This is a genomic window from Streptomyces sp. NPDC043738, assembly GCF_056436545.1.
Genome location: NZ_JBWKCJ010000041.1, coordinates 1 through 15,654, shown reverse-complemented (window position 1 = coordinate 15,654; position 15,654 = coordinate 1). Strand labels below are relative to the sequence as shown.

The following is a 15,654-nucleotide window of genomic DNA, read 5'->3' as shown; positions in this document are numbered from 1 at the left end:
CGGCGGCGTCGTCGTTCCCACGGGTACGTCGACGCCGCCCGGACCGCCCCCTCGCGTCCCGTGGGTGCGTCGGCTCAGTCCCGTACGGCCGCCGCCAGCCGCTCCAGTGTCCTGGCCATCGCCGGGCCCATCCGCCGCGGGTAGCCGGGCAGCTCGACGACGAGGCGGGGGAGGCGGGCGCGGGACCAGTCGTAGGTGTGGGTGACCCGGGTGGCGCCCCCGGACGCGGCGTCCTCCGACGGCGTCAGCTCGTAGCGCCAGCGCTGTCCGCCGACCAGCCGGCGGCCGCGGAGCTCGCCCCAGGTCTCCCAGGCGATCAGCCGGTCCTGGTCGTACTCCACCACGGCGTTCACCGACCGGTACGCGATCCGCCCCTGCACCATCCCCATGCTGAACCGGTCGCCGGGACCCAGCGGCGAGGGGCCCTCGGGCCGGCCGCGCAGCATGCCCGAACCGTCCAGCTCGGCATGGCGTGCCGGGTCCCTGAGGACGGCGAAGATCTGCTGCGGTGTGGCGTTGATGTCCTGGCTGACCGATATCGCCCTCATGGCGCGCCCCTCTGGTGCCGTTCCCGGTGCTCAATGCTGCGGTACGTGCTGCTCTCATGATGCCGCCGGCCGCCAACCGGGCCCGCCGCGGCCCTGGTTACCTGCGGTACCGGAGGGTAGCTTCCGCATCGCGCACCAAGAGCCGCATGTGCCAGGAGGAGAACCGTGATGCCCGAGCCCACCCCCATACCCACCGACCAGCTGCACTTCGCCATGCCGCCGACGCACGGGACCGTCGAGGCCGAACGGCGCCACCGCAAGGAGCGCCTCGTGGCGGCGCTGCGGCTCTTCGGGCGCTTCGGATTCGAAGAGGGCGTCGCGGGCCATATCACCGCGCGCGACCCGGAGTTCACCGACTGCTTCTGGGTCAACCCGTTCGGGATGTCGTTCAAGCTCATCACGGTCGGCGACCTGATCCTGGTGAACGCGGAGGGCAAGGTCGTCGAGGGCCGCCACCACGTCAACCAGGCCGCGTTCGCGATCCATTCGCAGGTCCACCAGGCCCGCCCCGACGTGGTCGCCGCGGCCCACAGCCACTCCACGTACGGCAGGGCGCTGTCCGCGCTCGGCGAGCTGCTGGAGCCGATCACCCAGGACGTCTGCGCCTTCTACGAGGACCACGCGCTCTTCGACGACTACACGGGCGTGGTGGTCGACGAGGAGGAGGGCCGCCGGATCGCGACCGCCCTCGGGCCGCACAAGGCCGTGATCCTGCGCAACCACGGGCTGCTGACGGTCGGCGACTCGGTGGACGCGGCGGCGTGGTGGTTCATCACGATGGAGCGCTCGTGCCAGGTCCAGCTGACGGCGAAGGCCGCCGGCAAGCCCGTCCCGATCGAGCACCACAACGCCGTCCACACCCGCGAGCAGCTGGGCAACGACCTGGTGGCCTGGATCAACTACCAGCCGCTCTACCAGCAGATCGTGCGCAGCGAACCGGATCTGTTCGACTGAACCGGATCCCGGTGACCGGACCGGAACCCTTCGACCAGCCGGACGCTGCTGGGGCCCGGCCCGGCCCGCCCGTTCCGCGGGGCGGGCCGGTGCCCCGCGGAACGGCCGGAAGAGGGGAGCGGTCACAGATGGGGGAAGAGGTCCAAGAACGGTTCGGCGCTCGCGGAGATGCCCCGGCTGAACGGTGAGTCGAAGTCCCAGACGAGGAACAGCAGGAAGGCGATCAGCGCGCTGAAGAGCGCCGCCATCAGCAACTCCCGCCCCGAGCGCCGGATCTGCAGGGTGAACATCACCCCGATGGAGATGGCGCCGCCGATCACCAGGCCGAACCACACCACCCCCGGCAGCGTGGAGTCGGCGGCGTCCGCGCGGGCGGAACGCGCCCCGTCGGCCACCGCGACCTGGTCGACGAGCGGCTGGTAGGACTGCCCTTCGAAGTCGTTGGCCGGGTGGTAGTCGGTGACATCGGCCCGCACCTTCGTCAGCAGCTCGGTGCCGCGCTCGGTCAGCTGCCCCTGATCGGACATGACCGGCCACTCCTTGTGCACGACATGGGACACATAGGCGTCGACGTCCGAGCGGATCCGGTCCCGCACCGGCCCGGGGTAGGCCCGGGCCCGCGCGCTGACCTCGTGCAGGGCCTGCGCCTCGGTCCGTACGGTGTCCTCGGCCGCGCTCCTGGCCTCCCAGACGCCGGCGATGGCCAGGCCCAGCACGATCGCGTACACCACCCCCACCATCATCGTCAGGTACTCGATCACATCGGGTGTCTCGGTCGGATCGTCGTCCTCGGCGATCCGGCGCTCCTTGAGGACGGTGATGATCAGTACGACGCCGCAGACCGCGGCCATGGCGATGCCCAGCACCAGCCATTGCGACATGGGGACCTCCTACGAGGAACGGCGTCCGGCGGAACCGGACGAGGAGCTCGAACGGGGACGGAGGGCGGCGCCGGCCAGCACGGCCGGGGCGGTGACCAGCAGGGTCGTGGTCACGATGGAGCGCCCTTCGCGCGGGGGGCGGGACGTGCGCGCATAGCTGCGGGGCAGCGCGGGCGCGGACGGCGCCGGACCGCGAAGGAGCTTGGGCGCGGGCGGCGGCGGAGCGGGGCGGGCGCGGGGCGGGGGCGGTGGTGGTGGGGGCGGTGACGGTGTCGGCCGCGGTGGCGGCGCGGGCGGCGGTGGCGCCGGTCTGGGAGAGCGCTGACGGGGGGTGGGCGTGGGTTTGGGCGTGGGCGTGGGCGTGGGTTTCGGTGGGTGGGTCGCCTCGGTGCACGGGAAGTGCCAGCCGTGCGGCATGGGAAAGCCGGTCGGTACGTCCACGGGTGGCGCGGTCCCGGCGAAGGCGCAGTTGTCGCCGGTGGGCCGCCGGGGCTGCCGGTCATGGGCGGTCGCCGGTGGTGCGGCCGCGAAGAGCGCGGTGAGCCCGGTCAGGAGGAGGAACGAGAGGAGGGCGAGGAGGGCGGAGCACGCGACGAGGGGGGTGGCGGCCGGGAGCCCGGCCCTTCGGCGGGCGGTGCCGCCGAGTCGGCCCCGTCCGCGGCGCCGTTCGGCGCGGCGGTGCTGTCCCTGGTGCGGACCCTGAGATCCGTGTATTTGGCACACGGCGAGAGCTTGCGCCGGGCGTGGGCGGCTCAGCCGTCGCCGTGCCCCGGTTCGCCCGAACGGGGGAAGCACCGGGTTTGTGCGGTCGGCAGGCGGTCAGGTGTGCGGATACCCGCCGGGCGTCAACGCGCCGATGCGCCCCGCCCCCCGCCGCCAGCTGGACGTTTGGTGTCCACCCCGGCCGTATGAGGCACAATTCCCCTTCACATGCGGCAAGTTGGTGGCGAGCGGTGGCAGGGCGGTAGCGGACGTGTCGGTTGAGACGGCGGGCAGGACGGCCGGAGCGGGCGGGCCGGAGGGTGGCGCGGAGCGCGCCGACGGCGGTGAGTGCCGCTGCGGGCGGTGCCCGCACGGCGCCCGTGAGGGGCACCAGCGGGCGGTCGCCGCGTTCGTCGCGCTGCGCGAGGACTTCGCCGCCGGACGCGGCGTGCCGTCCGGGCTCGCGCGCTCCGCCGGTGCGGCCCGGCAGTGGGTGTCCGACGAACTGACCCTCTCCGCGAGGGAGTTGGCAAGGCGCGGCGCTGCCGAGGGGGTCAGCTGGCTGGCCGCCGTACGGTGGCGGACCCTGCTGGTGGTCTGGAGCGCGGTGGTGGCCCTGCTGCTCGGGCAGGCGCTGACCGCCATCGGCGGCAGCTGGACGGCGGGCCGTACGGCGGGGCTGGTCGCGGCCGTCGTCCTGGCGCTGGGGCTGACGCTGGCGGCCCTGCGGCACGGTGCGCACGGCGGGGCGCTGGCACCGCTGATCGGCGAGGACGGCCGGCTGTCGACCTCGCGGACGGTCGCCGCGGGGTGGGCGGGCGTGGTGCTCTACGCCGTGGCGACGGCGGCCGTACGCCTGGCCGCCGCGGCCCCGGGCGAGCGGCGCCGCCTGCTCCAGGGCTTGGCACTGGACCGCTGCGGAGCGCTGCTGGCGGCGCTCGCCCTCGGGTGCGGGGTGGCCGTGCTGGCGTACGGGGTGGTCGCCGCGCGGGTGCGCTCGGGGCGGCTGCAGAAGGTCCCCGCGGAGCGGCCGCGCGTCGGTGATCTGCTGACCGACGACGCGGGGCGGGGCAGCTTCCTGGACGTGCAGTACGTCCTGGTCAACGCGGCGGTGGCGGTGCTCGCGCTGGTGCGGCTGGCCGACCGGCCCGGGCAGCTGCCGCGGCTGCCCTGGGCCCTGGTGGTCCTGGTGGCCCTCTCCGGGGCGACGTATCTCATGGGGAAGCTGGTGGCCGGCGGCCGTCCGGTGATCCTCTCGGTCGTCCGCTCCCGTGAGCTCGGCGACCTCGCGGCGCCCGTCCGTACCGGCGACGACATCGAGATCCGCGGCGCCGGCTTCGTCCCCCCGGGCGCCACGACGCCCGACCGGCTCGCCCGCACCGTCGTGCGGATCGGCGGGGTCCATGTCCCGGTCCCGCTGGTGCCGGTGCCGGGCGGTTTCGCCAACCCGACGGACGGGGTGCTGACGGTTCCGGTACCGGTCGATGTGGAACCGGGCCGGGTGCAGGTCCGGGTGATCACGGCGGCGGGAGTGGAGTCGAACGGCTTTCCGCTCGACGTCCTGGACTGAGGGGCGGGTCCGCAGAGAGGAGGGTCCACGGAGGGGCGGGTCCACAGTCGGCTGTGGGCTGTGGGTCGTGAGCGGTGAGCCGTGGCCGTCGGCGGATCGGCGTCGGCCGTCAGCCGTCGGTCGGCAGTCGTCGTGCGGGGCCGTACGGGAGGCCGTGTGGGGGCCATGTGTGAGCCGTGCGTGGCGATTCTGTGTGCTTCCGTCGCCCGAAGTGCATCGGTTGGTTGAACCTCTCGCGGTCATCCGTACGTATCTCCCCGTGAGGCGCGGGCGCGGGCACAATCGTCTGCTCCCGGCGGTAACGGAGAGGCGGACGTCATGGTGCATGCACATCGCACGGTCGGTGCCGACTTGGCAGGAGCGGGTGTCGAAGGGGTCGGCGCCGGGCTGCGCGCGCGGCTGGCGCGTCATGCGCTGCTGCCGCTGCGCGTCTTTCTGGGCGTCACCTTCGTCTACGCGGGGGTGGACAAGCTCATGGACCCGGCGTTCCTGGCGGCCGGGGGCGAGGGGTCGCTCGGCGCGCTGCTGGACCAGGTCCACGACGCGGCGGCGCTTCCGCAGCTGGTCGAGCTCGCGCAGAAGAGCCCGGTGGTCTTCGGATACGCCATCGCCGCCGGTGAACTGGCGGTGGGCCTGGGTACGCTCGCGGGACTGCTGGGGCGGCTGGCGGCGTTCGGCGGCGCGCTGATCTCCTTGACGCTCTGGCTCACCGTGAGCTGGTCGACCACGCCGTACTACTACGGCAGCGACCTCGCCTATCTGATGGCCTGGCTCCCCCTCCTGCTGGCCGGCACGCCGAGGTTCTCCCTGGACGCGGCGTGGGAGAACCGCCGTAAGCGGCACGGGGCGCAGCTGTTCGGCTAGGGCCGGCCGCCTGTCCGACGGGTCGGGCGGGACTCCGCGGCCACCTCCTAGGGCTTGTCTGATAATTGATCTTGTGGCAGGTCGAGGTGAGTTGACGGACGCGGCGTGGGAGCGAATAGAGCACCTGCTGCCGCGTGTGGATGGGCGTGGCCGTCCGTGGCGTGATCACCGGCAGGTGGTCAATGGGGTGCTGTGGCGGTTGCGGACCGGGGCTCCGTGGCGTGACCTGTCTGAGGGGTACGGGCCGTGGCAGACGGTCTACGAGAGGTTTGCCCGCTGGGAGGCGGACGGGACTTGGGCAAAGCTGCTGGAGCATGTCCAGGTCCGCGACGACGCGGTGGGGCGGGTGGAGTGGACCGTCGCGGGCGACTCCACGATCAACCGCGCCCATCAGCACGCGGCCGGTGCCCGCAAAAGGGGGTCGCGGACGGGGACGAACTGGAAGATCCTGGCTGGTCGCAGGCGGGCCAGGCCCTCGGGCGGTCCCGGGGCGGGATGACCACCAAAGTCCATCTGGCCGTCGACGGCCGGGGCTTGCCACTGTCGATTGTGCTCACGCCCGGCAATGTCAACGACGCCACGGCGTTCGGTCAGGTCCTCGACGGGATCCGCGTCCCGCGTGCCGTAACCGGCCGGCCGCGCACGACACCAGAGCGCGTGCTCGGTGACAGGGCCTACTCCAGCAGGGCTATCCGCCACCTGCTGCGGCGCCGGGGCATCGCCGCCACGATCCCTGAGCGCCGCGACCAAGCCGCAAACCGCGGACGACGACGCGGAACCCTCGGCGGCCGGCCACCCGCCTTCGACAGAACCGTCTATCGCGACCGCAACGTGGTGGAACGGTGCTTCGCCCGTCTGAAGCAGTTCCGTGCCATCGCCACGAGGTTCGACAAGCTCGCCGTCCGCTACCGCGCCGGACTCGTCCTGGCCTCCTTGATCCTCTGGCTCCGCGAACCGGCTCGATGATCATTTGTCCCGCACGGCCAACGCTGGCTCGCGCACCATGAACACGTCCACCGGATCTTCGGACTCGCATGTGAATCCGTGCCGCTCGTACAGCCGCCGGGCCCGACTTCCTTGCAGCACGTTCAACCGGATCAGGGTGCCCTCGCGGTCACACCGCTCCAGCAGCCCACGCAGCACGGCAGTACCGATGCCGCTGCCCTGCAGGTGGGGAGCCAGGTAAAAGTGCTCCAGCCAGTGGGCGTCCTCGGCGGGCCGCAGCGACACACAGCCGGCGAACAGACCACCTACCTCGATCACCCAGGTGTGCGCCGGAGTGAACCCGTCCCGCAGCCGCTGCCGCACTCGCTGCTCGTCGTACCGCCCGAGCCGCTCCAGATCCGCCCGCAGCACCACGGCCCGCAGCTCGGCCACCGGCTCGACGTCCGCCATCGAAGCCAGCCGAATCTCCCAGTCCCCCATGATCGCCAGGCTACCGCGCCAAGATTTTCCCGCTCTCGTTGATGCCCTGGCTGCGCAACTCGGCTGTCTGATCAATTGTCAGACAGGCCCTAGGGTGCTTCCGGCCCGTCGGCGGGGCGGGTGCGGCGGCGGGCCGTCGCCCAGAGGGCGGCGGTGATGCCGGCGAGGAGCAGGCCCGCGGGGAGGGCGAGGAAGAGCCAGGGGCCGGGTGCGTGCCATATGCCGAGGGCGTCGAGGCCGTATGCGGTGCCGAGGGTGAGGGCCGTGAGGCCGGAGATCAGGCGGCCCGGCTCGAAGGGGTGGCGCATCATCAGGGGGCTCCCTGGCGGGTGGGGGCGGTCGGCTCGTCGGGTGCGGTCGGCGCGGTCGGCTGGGTGGGGGCCGGGGCGGGGCGTTGGACGGCGACCTGGCCGGCCCCGAGGTCGAGGTCGAGGTCGAGGGTGCCGCGCGGCTTCTCGCCCTTCTTGAGGCCGTCGGCGGGCAGGGTGATGGTCCGCTCCTCGCCGCCCGCGGAGAGGTCCACGTCATGGGGCGATTCGCCGGGCAGCTGGATGTCGCCGAGGCCGAGCGAGATACGGAGGCGGGTCGTGACGCCCCGCGGCAGCGTCACCTGGAGCCGGCCGGCGCCCACTTCCGCGCTGGTGCGGACCGTACGGCCGTCCTTGAGGGGCAGCTCCGACAGGTCCAGCAGGCCCTCGCCGGAGCCGACTTCGTAGTGCGGGCTGACGGCGGCGAGGGTGGTGGGGGTCCAGGTGCGGCGCTGCCAGTCGGCGGTGATGTTGTCGGGCAGCGCCGTCGCGCCCGCCAGCAGCACGGCCGTCACGACCACCAGGAACACCGTGCCGCCACCCGTGCGGCCGAGCCAGGCGCTGAGGGCGAGCCCCAGGCCCAAGACGACCAGTGCGGCGGCCAGTCCCGCCTGGAGTGACGGTGCGAGGGTCTCGTGCCGGGAGACGGACAGGGCGGTGACGGCCCCCGCGCCCAGCGCGAGAAGGAACGTCCAGCCGCCGATCGGGCGGCCGTTGCGGCGCGTCCCGAGCGGCGAGCCGATGGGGTGGGCGCCGTGCGGTGGCACGGCCGGGCCGGGCGGGCGGCCCGCACCCGACCAGGCGCCCTGCCGGTGCGGCGCGGTGGGCGCGGCGGCGCCGTGCGCACCGCGGTAGCTGATGTCGAGAGGGAGGGGGGTGTGCTCGGGGCCCCACAGATAGCCCTGGCCGGCCGTGTCCTTGGCGTGCGGGGCGCGCCACCACGAGGGGCTGGTGGGCGTGGGGGGCGCGGTGGTCTCCGGCGGGGCGTCGGCGACCGCCTGGGCCGTGGCGGCGTCCATCGACTCCGGGCCCTGGGCCTGCGCCTGGCGGCGCCGTCGGGACCAGTAGGCGGAGCCGGCCACGGCCAGCGTCAGCATGATGGCGAAGGACATCATGCTGCCCTTGGCGAGGGTCGTCAGAAACAGCCCGCAGCCGACCAGCGCGAAGAGCAGGGCGGTCAGCGCCGAGCCCTCGACACGGCCTGAGAGCAGCCGGCGCCCCTCGTTCTCGTCCTCGCCGTCGAGGGGGATGAGCAGCCAGGCGAAGCCGTAGGCGATCAGCCCGAGGCCGCCGACGGCGAGCACGGCGAGCACGATCCGGAAGATCACCGGGTCGAGGTCCCACTGCCGCCCCAGCCCGCCGCACACGCCGCCGATGACCTTGTGTCGCCGGCTGCGGCGCAGCGGGGCGACCGGCGGGGTGGGGTCGGCGGGGCCGGGGGGCGCCGGCTCCGCGGCGGGGGCTGCTTCGTTCATGGAGCCATGGTGACAAGATCGCCGCGGCTCCGGCATCCGTGGGAACCCTGGCGGATCCCTGAGATCCGCCGCCGGCACCCCCGACATGCCCCAGGGGGGTCCCGAAACCCCTCGCGGGTTCGCATATGCCCCGGGCGCCCGGCGCCGGACGGAAGACAGCTGCGGACGCGCGGTGGCCGGAGGGCTGTTCGCCGACGTCGGAGACTATCGTTGCGCCCTGGATACGTACGGGTTTCCGGAGGGGCGTGCGGTGGCGGAGGCGGCGTCGGTGGACGAGGGGCGACTGGTCGCCGGGCGGTATCGCCTGGTTGAACGGATAGGCCAGGGCGGTATGGGCACCGTCTGGCGGGCCCGGGACGAAGTCCTCGGGCGCCAGGTCGCGGTCAAGCGTCTGCACGTCTCGCCGCAGTTGGAGCCCGACGAGCTGGCGACCCGCCATGAACGCACCACCCGGGAGGCGCAGGCCGCGGCCCGCATCAACCACCCCAACGTGGTGGGGGTGCACGACGTCGTGGACGACGCCGGCTCGCCCTGCATCGTCATGGAGTACGTCCCCTCCACCACGCTGGGCGACGCCATCAAGGAGGCCGCCCGGGACGGGGGTTCGGTCACGCCGCGCGAGGCCGCGCGGATCGGGCGCGGCATGATCGCGGCGCTGCGTGCCGCACACTCCGCCGGTGTGCTGCACCGTGACGTCAAGCCGGGCAACGTGCTGCTCGGTGAAGACGGCCGGGTCGTGCTCACCGACTTCGGCATCGCGGTCGCCACCGGCACCTCGACGCTCACCAAGACCGGCGAGCTGGTCGGCTCCATCGACTACTTGGCGCCCGAGCGGGTCAAGGGCGGCACACCGGGCCCCGCCTCGGACCTATGGGCGCTGGGGGCGACGCTCTATCAGGCGGTCGAGGGGCGGCCCCCGTTCCGGAAGAACACCGCGGTCGAGACGGCGTACGCGATCGCCATGGACCCGTTCGAACCGCCGCGCAACGGCGGCACGCTGACCCCGCTGATCGAGGCGCTGCTCGCCAAGGAGCCGACGGACCGTCCGACGGCCGAGGTCGTCGAACAGGCGCTGCGGGCCGCCGAGGGCGACGTGGAGACGGCCCTGATGGGCTGGCCGACGCTCGCGCTGGGGACGGTCGGCCGCGACGACGCGGGGCGGGCCGCGACGGACCCGCGGACGGAGGCACCGACACGTCCGGTGCGGCCCACCGGCGGTGCGGCCCCTTCGGACGGCCGAGCCGTGGCCCGTACGGCCCAGGGGCAGGACGCAGGTGCCGGCGGCGCCGTGACCGGGCCGGTGGCCGTCCCGGACGGCGGCATCGTCGGGCGGTCCGACGACGGCCGTACGGAGTGGCTGTCCGGCGGCGTGAGACCCCGAAAGCGGCGCGGCGCCCGCGTCGTCGCCTGGAGCGTCGTGGGCGTACTCGCGGTCGGCGGTGGCGCGAGCACGGCCTGGTTCGTGCTGCACCGCGACGACTCCGGCCCGTCCAAGGAGGCGGGCGACAAGGGCGCGCCGGTGCAGCCGAGCGTCCCGGACAACAGCATCGGACCGCCGCCGCCCCTGCCCGACGGCTACCGCAAGGTCACCGAGTCCGCGCTCGGCGTCAGTTTCCCGGTGCCCGGCGACTGGAAGCGGAAGGTCAACGACGGCGGCCGGCAGATCGTCTACGCCTCCGAGGCCGAGCGCGCCCAGCTCACCCTCAGCGTCCTGGACTTCTCCTCCGCGGATCAGGTGCAGCACTTCAAGGCCGTCGAGGCCGCCTTCAAGCAGCAGTACCCCGTGTACTCCCGGCTGCGGATGCAGGACACCGTCTTCCAGGGCGATCCCGCCGCGATCTGGGAGTTCACCTTCGGGGGCCGGGCCCGCACCTTCCGCGGCATCGACCTCGGCTTCGGCCGCGAGGGCGGCAAGGAGTACGCGATCTACGTGTCCGCACCGGATGCCGACTGGGCGAAGTACGAGAGGGTCTTCTCGGCCGTGAAGGACGGTTTCCGCAGGAGCGACCCGCAGAGCTGACCCGCTGCGGGCCGCCCCGACCTGCCCCGACCCGCTCCGTGAAACGTCAGGGACGGGTTCAGGGTCGCCCCTGATGCCGCGGGCCGCCGCGGCGTGTGACGATCGGGCACATGACCACCGCACCACCCCGCGCCGAGACGGCCTACGCCCCGGCGCCGGACCCCGACGACCCACCCGTGCGCAAGCTCTACCGCAGCGCCGACGGGCGGCTGCTCGGCGGTGTCGCGCGCGGTCTGGCGGGGCATCTGGGGCTGCCGGTCTCCTGGGTGCGGGTGGTGTTCGTGGCGCTGTTCATGGCCGACGGCATGGGCGCCCTGCTCTACGCCGCGTTCTGGTTCTTCGTCCCGCTGGGCGTCGGCGGGGTGGAACACCGCCCCCACGCCCCGGGCGACGAGAAGCGCCGGCTGCTGCGGCACAAGCCCGACAAGGGCCAGGTCTTCGCGCTGATCGCGCTGCTGATCGGCGCCGCCGTCATCGCCTCCAGGTTCCAGCTCGGCCAGGCCAACGGCTATCTGTGGCCGGTGCTGCTGATCGGCGCCGGTGTCGCCCTGGTGTGGCGCCAGGCGGACAACGCCCGCCGCGCCCAGTGGCTGGAGCTCGGCCGCCGCAAGGCCCTGCTGCCGGTGCTGCGCGGCGCGGCCGGGGTGCTGCTGGTCGGCGTCGGGGTGACGGGCATCGTCGTGCTGCAGGGCTCGGTGCGGCACCTGGGCTCGGTGCTGCAGGCGGCGCTCGCCGTCGTCGTCGGCATCGCGCTGCTGGCGGGCCCCTATCTCGTACGGATGATGCAGGAGCTCTCCGAGGAGCGACTGATGCGAATCCGCGCCCAGGAGCGCGCCGAGGTGGCCGCCCATGTCCATGACTCCGTCCTGCACACCCTCACCCTGATCCAGCGCAACGCCGACGATCCCAGGGAGGTGGCGCGCCTGGCCCGCGCCCAGGAGCGCGAACTGCGCGCCTGGCTCTACAAACCCGAGGGCCGCGGCAAGGAGGAGGACGAGGAGCCGGCCACCCTGGCGGAGGCGGTCCGCAAGGCCGCCGCCGAGGTGGAGGACGACCACGGCGTCCCCATCGAGGTCGTGGTCGTCGGCGACTGCCCGCTGGACGACGCGCTGGGCGCCCAGATGCAGGCCGCACGCGAGGCGATGGTCAACGCCGCCAAGTACGGCGGCGAGGGCGGTGCGGTGCAGGTGTTCGCCGAGGTCGAGGGCCGTACGGTCTTCGTCTCGGTGCGCGACCGCGGCCCCGGCTTCGATCTGGACGCGGTCCCCGCCGACCGCATGGGCGTGCGGGAGTCCATCATCGGCCGGATGGAGCGCAACGGCGGCACGGCCCGGCTGCGCTCCGCCCCCGAGGGCGGCACGGTCGTCGAGCTGGAGATGGAGCGCGCCGCGACGGAGCGTGAGGGATGACGGGGACGACCGGGCCGCGCCAGGGGCCCGGCCGGCCGCCGGCGGAGCCGGGCGGGCCGCGGCCGGTTGCGGCGGCGCCGGCCGGGGCGCGGGATGATGACGGGGCAGACACCAACGGACGGGCGGAAGACATGACCAGCGAGGACGCACAGCAGGGCGGGACCGGCGGCGAGGCGGCCGAGGGCCGGACTGTACGGGTCGTACTCGTCGACGACCACCGGATGTTCCGTACGGGCGTCCAGGCCGAGATCGGCGAGACCGAGCGCACCGGCGTCGAGGTGGTCGGCGAGGCCGCCGACGTCGACCAGGCGATCACGGTCATCACCGCCACCCGCCCCGAGGTCGTCCTCCTGGACGTCCACCTCCCCGGTGGCGGCGGCGTCGAGGTGCTGCGCCGCTGCGCCGCGATGTCGGCCGACGCCGAGCGCCCGGTCCGCTTCCTCGCGCTCTCCGTCTCCGACGCGGCCGAGGACGTCATCGGCGTCATCCGCGGCGGTGCCCGCGGCTATGTCACCAAGACGATCACGGGCACGGACCTGGTCAACGCGATCTTCCGGGTGGCCGACGGCGACGCGGTCTTCTCCCCGCGGCTGGCCGGCTTCGTGCTGGACGCCTTCGCCTCGACCGACGCCCCGCCGATCGACGAGGACCTGGACCGCCTCACCCAGCGTGAGCGCGAGGTCCTGCGGCTGATCGCCCGCGGCTATGCGTACAAGGAGGTCGGCAAGCAGCTGTTCATCTCGGTGAAGACCGTCGAGTCGCATGTCTCGGCGGTCCTGCGCAAGCTGCAGCTGTCCAACCGCCATGAGCTGACCCGCTGGGCGGCGGCCCGGCGCCTGGTCTGACGCCCTGACCTGCGGCTTGGCCGGTGGCGGGGGTCAGGCCGCCGGCGGCCGCACGGCGAGGGCCCAGGACATACGGGGCGCAGGCGCAGGCGTGCGGGAAGGGGTAAAGAAGGACCTAAGCCGGGCAACCAGGACCACGCGGATCGCCATCTAAGGGCGCGGAGAGGCTCACTGCCGAAGGCGGGGCCCGAACCATCCCCACGTCCTTCGCGTAAGTCGTCCTGGAAGCGAGATCCCGATGAGCCTGACGGGCACGCCCTTCTTCCTCACCTCGGTCGCGCTGCTGATCGTCGCCGTCGTGCTGCCGCTCGCCCTGTGGGGCCGAATAGCCGGGCCGGCCCTGGTACGCGGCCTCGCCCGGCTGCTGATGCTGGTGTTCGCCCAGGTCACGGCCATCACCCTGGTCTTCGTCCTGGTCAACAACGCCAACAACCTCTACGACACCTGGGGCGATCTGCTCGGCACCGACAGCCATGTCGCGGTCGCCAAGGACCTCGGCCCCGACGGCATGGGCGGCAAGCAGATCAAGAACGAGCCCAAGCAGCTCCAGCGGTTCCGCCCGGGCGACGACCCGCGGATGGGGGCGGGCGTGCAGATGACCGACCTCGAGGGCCGCATCTCGGGCGTGCGGGGCGAGGTGTACGTATGGCTGCCGCCGCAGTACGACGACCCCGCCTACAAGAACACCAAGTTCCCGGTGGTCGAGCTGCTGCCCGGCTACCCCGGCTCGTCGAAGGCCTGGTTCGGGTCCCTGCACGTGGCCGAGCAGCTCAGGCCGCTGATGCAGCGCGGCGAGGTCAAGCCGTTCATCCTGGTCGCGCCGCGCACCAACCTCCTCACCGGCGCCGACACCGGCTGCGTCAACATCCCCGGCAAGGTCAACGCCGACAGCTGGCTGACCGTCGACGTCCGCAAGATGGTCGTCGACAACTTCCGGGTGGGCGACAAGCCCGACTCCTGGGCCCTGGCCGGCTACTCGGCGGGCGCCCACTGCGCCACCAAGCTCGCCCTGGCCCACCCCGACCGCTACCGCGCCGCGATCGCGATGTCCGGCTACAACGACCCGGCCCTGGAGCCCGACTCCCTGGCCGGCAAGGACCCCCAGCTGCGGATCACGTCGAACCCGATCCACCTCCTGAAGTCCGCCAACGCCGCCGGCCGGCCGCCCCGTACGGCGCTGTACGTCTCGGGCGCCGCGGGCGACGGCTACCAGGCGGGCATCGGCCTGCGCCAGCTGGCGAAGCTGCCGACCACGGTGACCGTGCGGCAGATCGCGGCGAACGCGGGTGGCCACACCACGGCGGTCTGGCGCCAGCAGGTGCCGGAGATCTTCCGGTGGCTGGGCACCCAGCTGAAGCCCTGACCCCTCCACCGGAGACCCCGGGCCGGCCCGGCTTCCCCGCGCCGGCCCGGCGGCCCTACGCCGGCCGGGTGGCCCCCGCGAACGGCATCTGGTCGATCGGCGCGATGCGTACCGGGGCGCCCGGATGGGGCGCGTGGATCATCTTGCCGTCGCCGATGTACAGGCCCACATGGCTGATGCCGGTGTAGAAGAACACCAGGTCGCCGGGGGCGAGTTGGGAGCGGTCGACGCGGGGGCCGGAGTTGATCTGGGTGTAGGTGGTGCGCGGGAGCGAGACGCCGCCGGACTCCCAGGCGGCCTGGGTCAGGCCCGAGCAGTCGTAGGCGGAGGGGCCCGTGGCGCCCCAGACGTACGGTTTGCCGAGGGCGGAGTAGGCGAAGGAGACGGCGCGGGCGGCCCGGGAGTCGGGGGCCGGCGCGGCCGCCGAGCCGGCCGGGATCCCGCCGAGCAGGCCGTCACCGCGGCCCGTTCCCCGGTCCGCGCGGCCGCCGCCCCGGGAGCCGTCCGCGCCCGCCATCCGGCGCCGCTGCTCCGCGGTCAGCCGGTCCAGCAACTGCTCGGCGGCGTCCAGTTTGCGGACGATGGTGACCCGGTGCTTCTTCAGCCTGGTCTCGGTGGACACCAGCCGCTGCGCGGTGTCCTCGGCCCGCTGCCGGACCTGCCGCACGCTGCCGAGCCGGCGCGCGTAACCGGCCACCGCGGCCGCCTGATGACTGCCCGCGCGCTCCAGCACCGCGGCGCCGTCCAGATAGCGCTGCGGGTCCTCGGAGAGCAGCAGCGAGACGGTCGGGTCCATACCGCCGGAGCGGTACTGGGACGCGGCCACGGCGCCCAGTTCCGCGCGGGCGGTGTTCAGCTTCCGGGTCCGGCGGGCGGCCTCGTCCTGCAGTCTGCTCAGCTCCTCGCGTGCGGTGTCGGCGGCTTCCTTGGCGCCGTTGTAGCTCTGTGTGGCCACCTCTGCCTCCTGGTACAGCGCGTCGACCCGGTCCTTGACCTGGTCGGGGGTGGGGGAGGGGGCCGCCTGGCCGGTGCCGTCGAAGGCGGTGGCGGTGGCGGCGCCCGCGAGGGCGAGGGTGGCGGCCGTACGGACGGTGCGCGCGCTGCGCGAACCGCCCGTGAGCGCGGCGAGCGGATGCTGCCTGGGCTTGCGGTGCGAGGCCACGGTGGCCGTCACTTCCTTCCCTTCGGGCCGTGGGGGGGGGGGGGGGGGGGGGGGGGGGGGGGGGGGGGGGGGGGGGGGAAGAAGGGGGGGGGGGGGGGGGGGAGGGGGAGGGGCACCGGGGGGGGGGA

14 protein-coding genes are annotated in these 15,654 nt (G+C 73.6%); 8 read left to right on the top strand and 6 right to left on the bottom strand.

Annotated features, from left to right (window positions below; translation table 11 throughout):
* Positions 1-74: 74 nt before the first annotated feature.
* Complete coding sequence (locus tag AC0680_RS34650) at positions 75-548, bottom strand: SRPBCC family protein (RefSeq protein ID WP_478636869.1); 474 nt, start codon at positions 546-548, stop codon at positions 75-77.
* Positions 549-716: 168 nt separating this feature from the next.
* On the opposite strand from AC0680_RS34650, the gene AC0680_RS34645 reads away from it, so the two are divergent.
* On the top strand, positions 717-1,502 hold the full coding sequence (locus AC0680_RS34645) for a class II aldolase/adducin family protein (protein WP_468981890.1): 786 nt from the start codon (positions 717-719) through the stop codon (positions 1,500-1,502).
* Positions 1,503-1,624: 122 nt separating this feature from the next.
* Here the strand turns inward: AC0680_RS34645 and AC0680_RS34640 are convergent, their stop codons facing one another.
* Positions 1,625-2,383, bottom strand: a complete 759-nt coding sequence (locus AC0680_RS34640; protein WP_478636867.1) for a bestrophin-like domain — start codon at positions 2,381-2,383, stop codon at positions 1,625-1,627.
* A gap of 973 nt (positions 2,384-3,356) precedes the next feature.
* Between AC0680_RS34640 and AC0680_RS34635 the strand changes: the two genes are divergently transcribed.
* The 3 genes from AC0680_RS34635 to AC0680_RS34625 all read left to right on the top strand — a co-directional run bounded on the left by AC0680_RS34635 (position 3,357) and on the right by AC0680_RS34625 (position 6,485).
* A complete protein-coding gene (locus AC0680_RS34635) occupies positions 3,357-4,655 on the top strand; it encodes a hypothetical protein (protein WP_478636865.1) in 1,299 nt (432 codons plus the stop codon).
* Between the two features lie 318 nt (positions 4,656-4,973).
* Positions 4,974-5,519 (top strand): TQO small subunit DoxD, encoded by a 546-nt coding sequence (locus tag AC0680_RS34630; protein WP_478636863.1) that lies wholly within the window; start codon positions 4,974-4,976, stop codon positions 5,517-5,519.
* 73 nt (positions 5,520-5,592) lie between these two features.
* Positions 5,593-6,485, top strand: a protein-coding gene (locus AC0680_RS34625) for an IS5 family transposase (RefSeq protein ID WP_478636861.1) whose coding sequence is annotated in 2 segments (ribosomal slippage) — positions 5,593-5,947 and positions 5,947-6,485 — 894 coding nt in all. Because the reading frame shifts where the segments join, the coding sequence is not laid out codon by codon here.
* On the opposite strand, the gene AC0680_RS34620 is transcribed toward AC0680_RS34625, so the two are convergent.
* From AC0680_RS34620 to AC0680_RS34610, 3 genes are all read right to left on the bottom strand, one after another.
* Complete coding sequence (locus AC0680_RS34620) at positions 6,486-6,944, bottom strand: GNAT family N-acetyltransferase (protein ID WP_478636859.1); 459 nt, start codon at positions 6,942-6,944, stop codon at positions 6,486-6,488.
* Positions 6,945-7,033: 89 nt separating this feature from the next.
* The gene (locus tag AC0680_RS34615) at positions 7,034-7,255 is read right to left on the bottom strand and encodes a hypothetical protein (protein WP_478636857.1); all 222 of its coding nucleotides are present in this window, start codon (positions 7,253-7,255) and stop codon (positions 7,034-7,036) included.
* A complete protein-coding gene (locus AC0680_RS34610; protein WP_478636855.1) occupies positions 7,255-8,727 on the bottom strand; it encodes a PspC domain-containing protein in 1,473 nt (490 codons plus the stop codon). The genes AC0680_RS34615 and AC0680_RS34610 overlap by 1 nt, the downstream gene beginning before the upstream one ends.
* Positions 8,728-8,977: 250 nt before the next feature.
* On the opposite strand from AC0680_RS34610, the gene AC0680_RS34605 reads away from it, so the two are divergent.
* The 4 genes from AC0680_RS34605 (at position 8,978) to AC0680_RS34590 (ending at position 14,364) form a co-directional block, all read left to right on the top strand.
* Positions 8,978-10,747, top strand: coding sequence for a serine/threonine-protein kinase (locus tag AC0680_RS34605; RefSeq protein WP_478636853.1), 1,770 nt, complete (start codon positions 8,978-8,980; stop codon positions 10,745-10,747).
* Between the two features lie 110 nt (positions 10,748-10,857).
* On the top strand, positions 10,858-12,156 hold the full coding sequence (locus AC0680_RS34600; protein ID WP_478636851.1) for a PspC domain-containing protein: 1,299 nt from the start codon (positions 10,858-10,860) through the stop codon (positions 12,154-12,156).
* A 131-nt stretch (positions 12,157-12,287) separates the two neighbouring features.
* Positions 12,288-13,001 carry a LuxR C-terminal-related transcriptional regulator gene (locus AC0680_RS34595; RefSeq protein WP_478636849.1) on the top strand — a complete coding sequence of 238 codons (714 nt, stop codon included), beginning with the start codon at positions 12,288-12,290 and terminating at the stop codon, positions 12,999-13,001.
* Positions 13,002-13,239: 238 nt separating this feature from the next.
* On the top strand, positions 13,240-14,364 hold the full coding sequence (locus tag AC0680_RS34590) for an alpha/beta hydrolase (RefSeq protein WP_478636848.1): 1,125 nt from the start codon (positions 13,240-13,242) through the stop codon (positions 14,362-14,364).
* Positions 14,365-14,419: 55 nt separating this feature from the next.
* Here AC0680_RS34590 and AC0680_RS34585 read toward each other — a convergent pair whose 3' ends face one another.
* The gene (locus tag AC0680_RS34585; RefSeq protein WP_478636846.1) at positions 14,420-15,538 is read right to left on the bottom strand and encodes a C40 family peptidase; all 1,119 of its coding nucleotides are present in this window, start codon (positions 15,536-15,538) and stop codon (positions 14,420-14,422) included.
* Positions 15,539-15,654 lie beyond the last annotated feature (116 nt).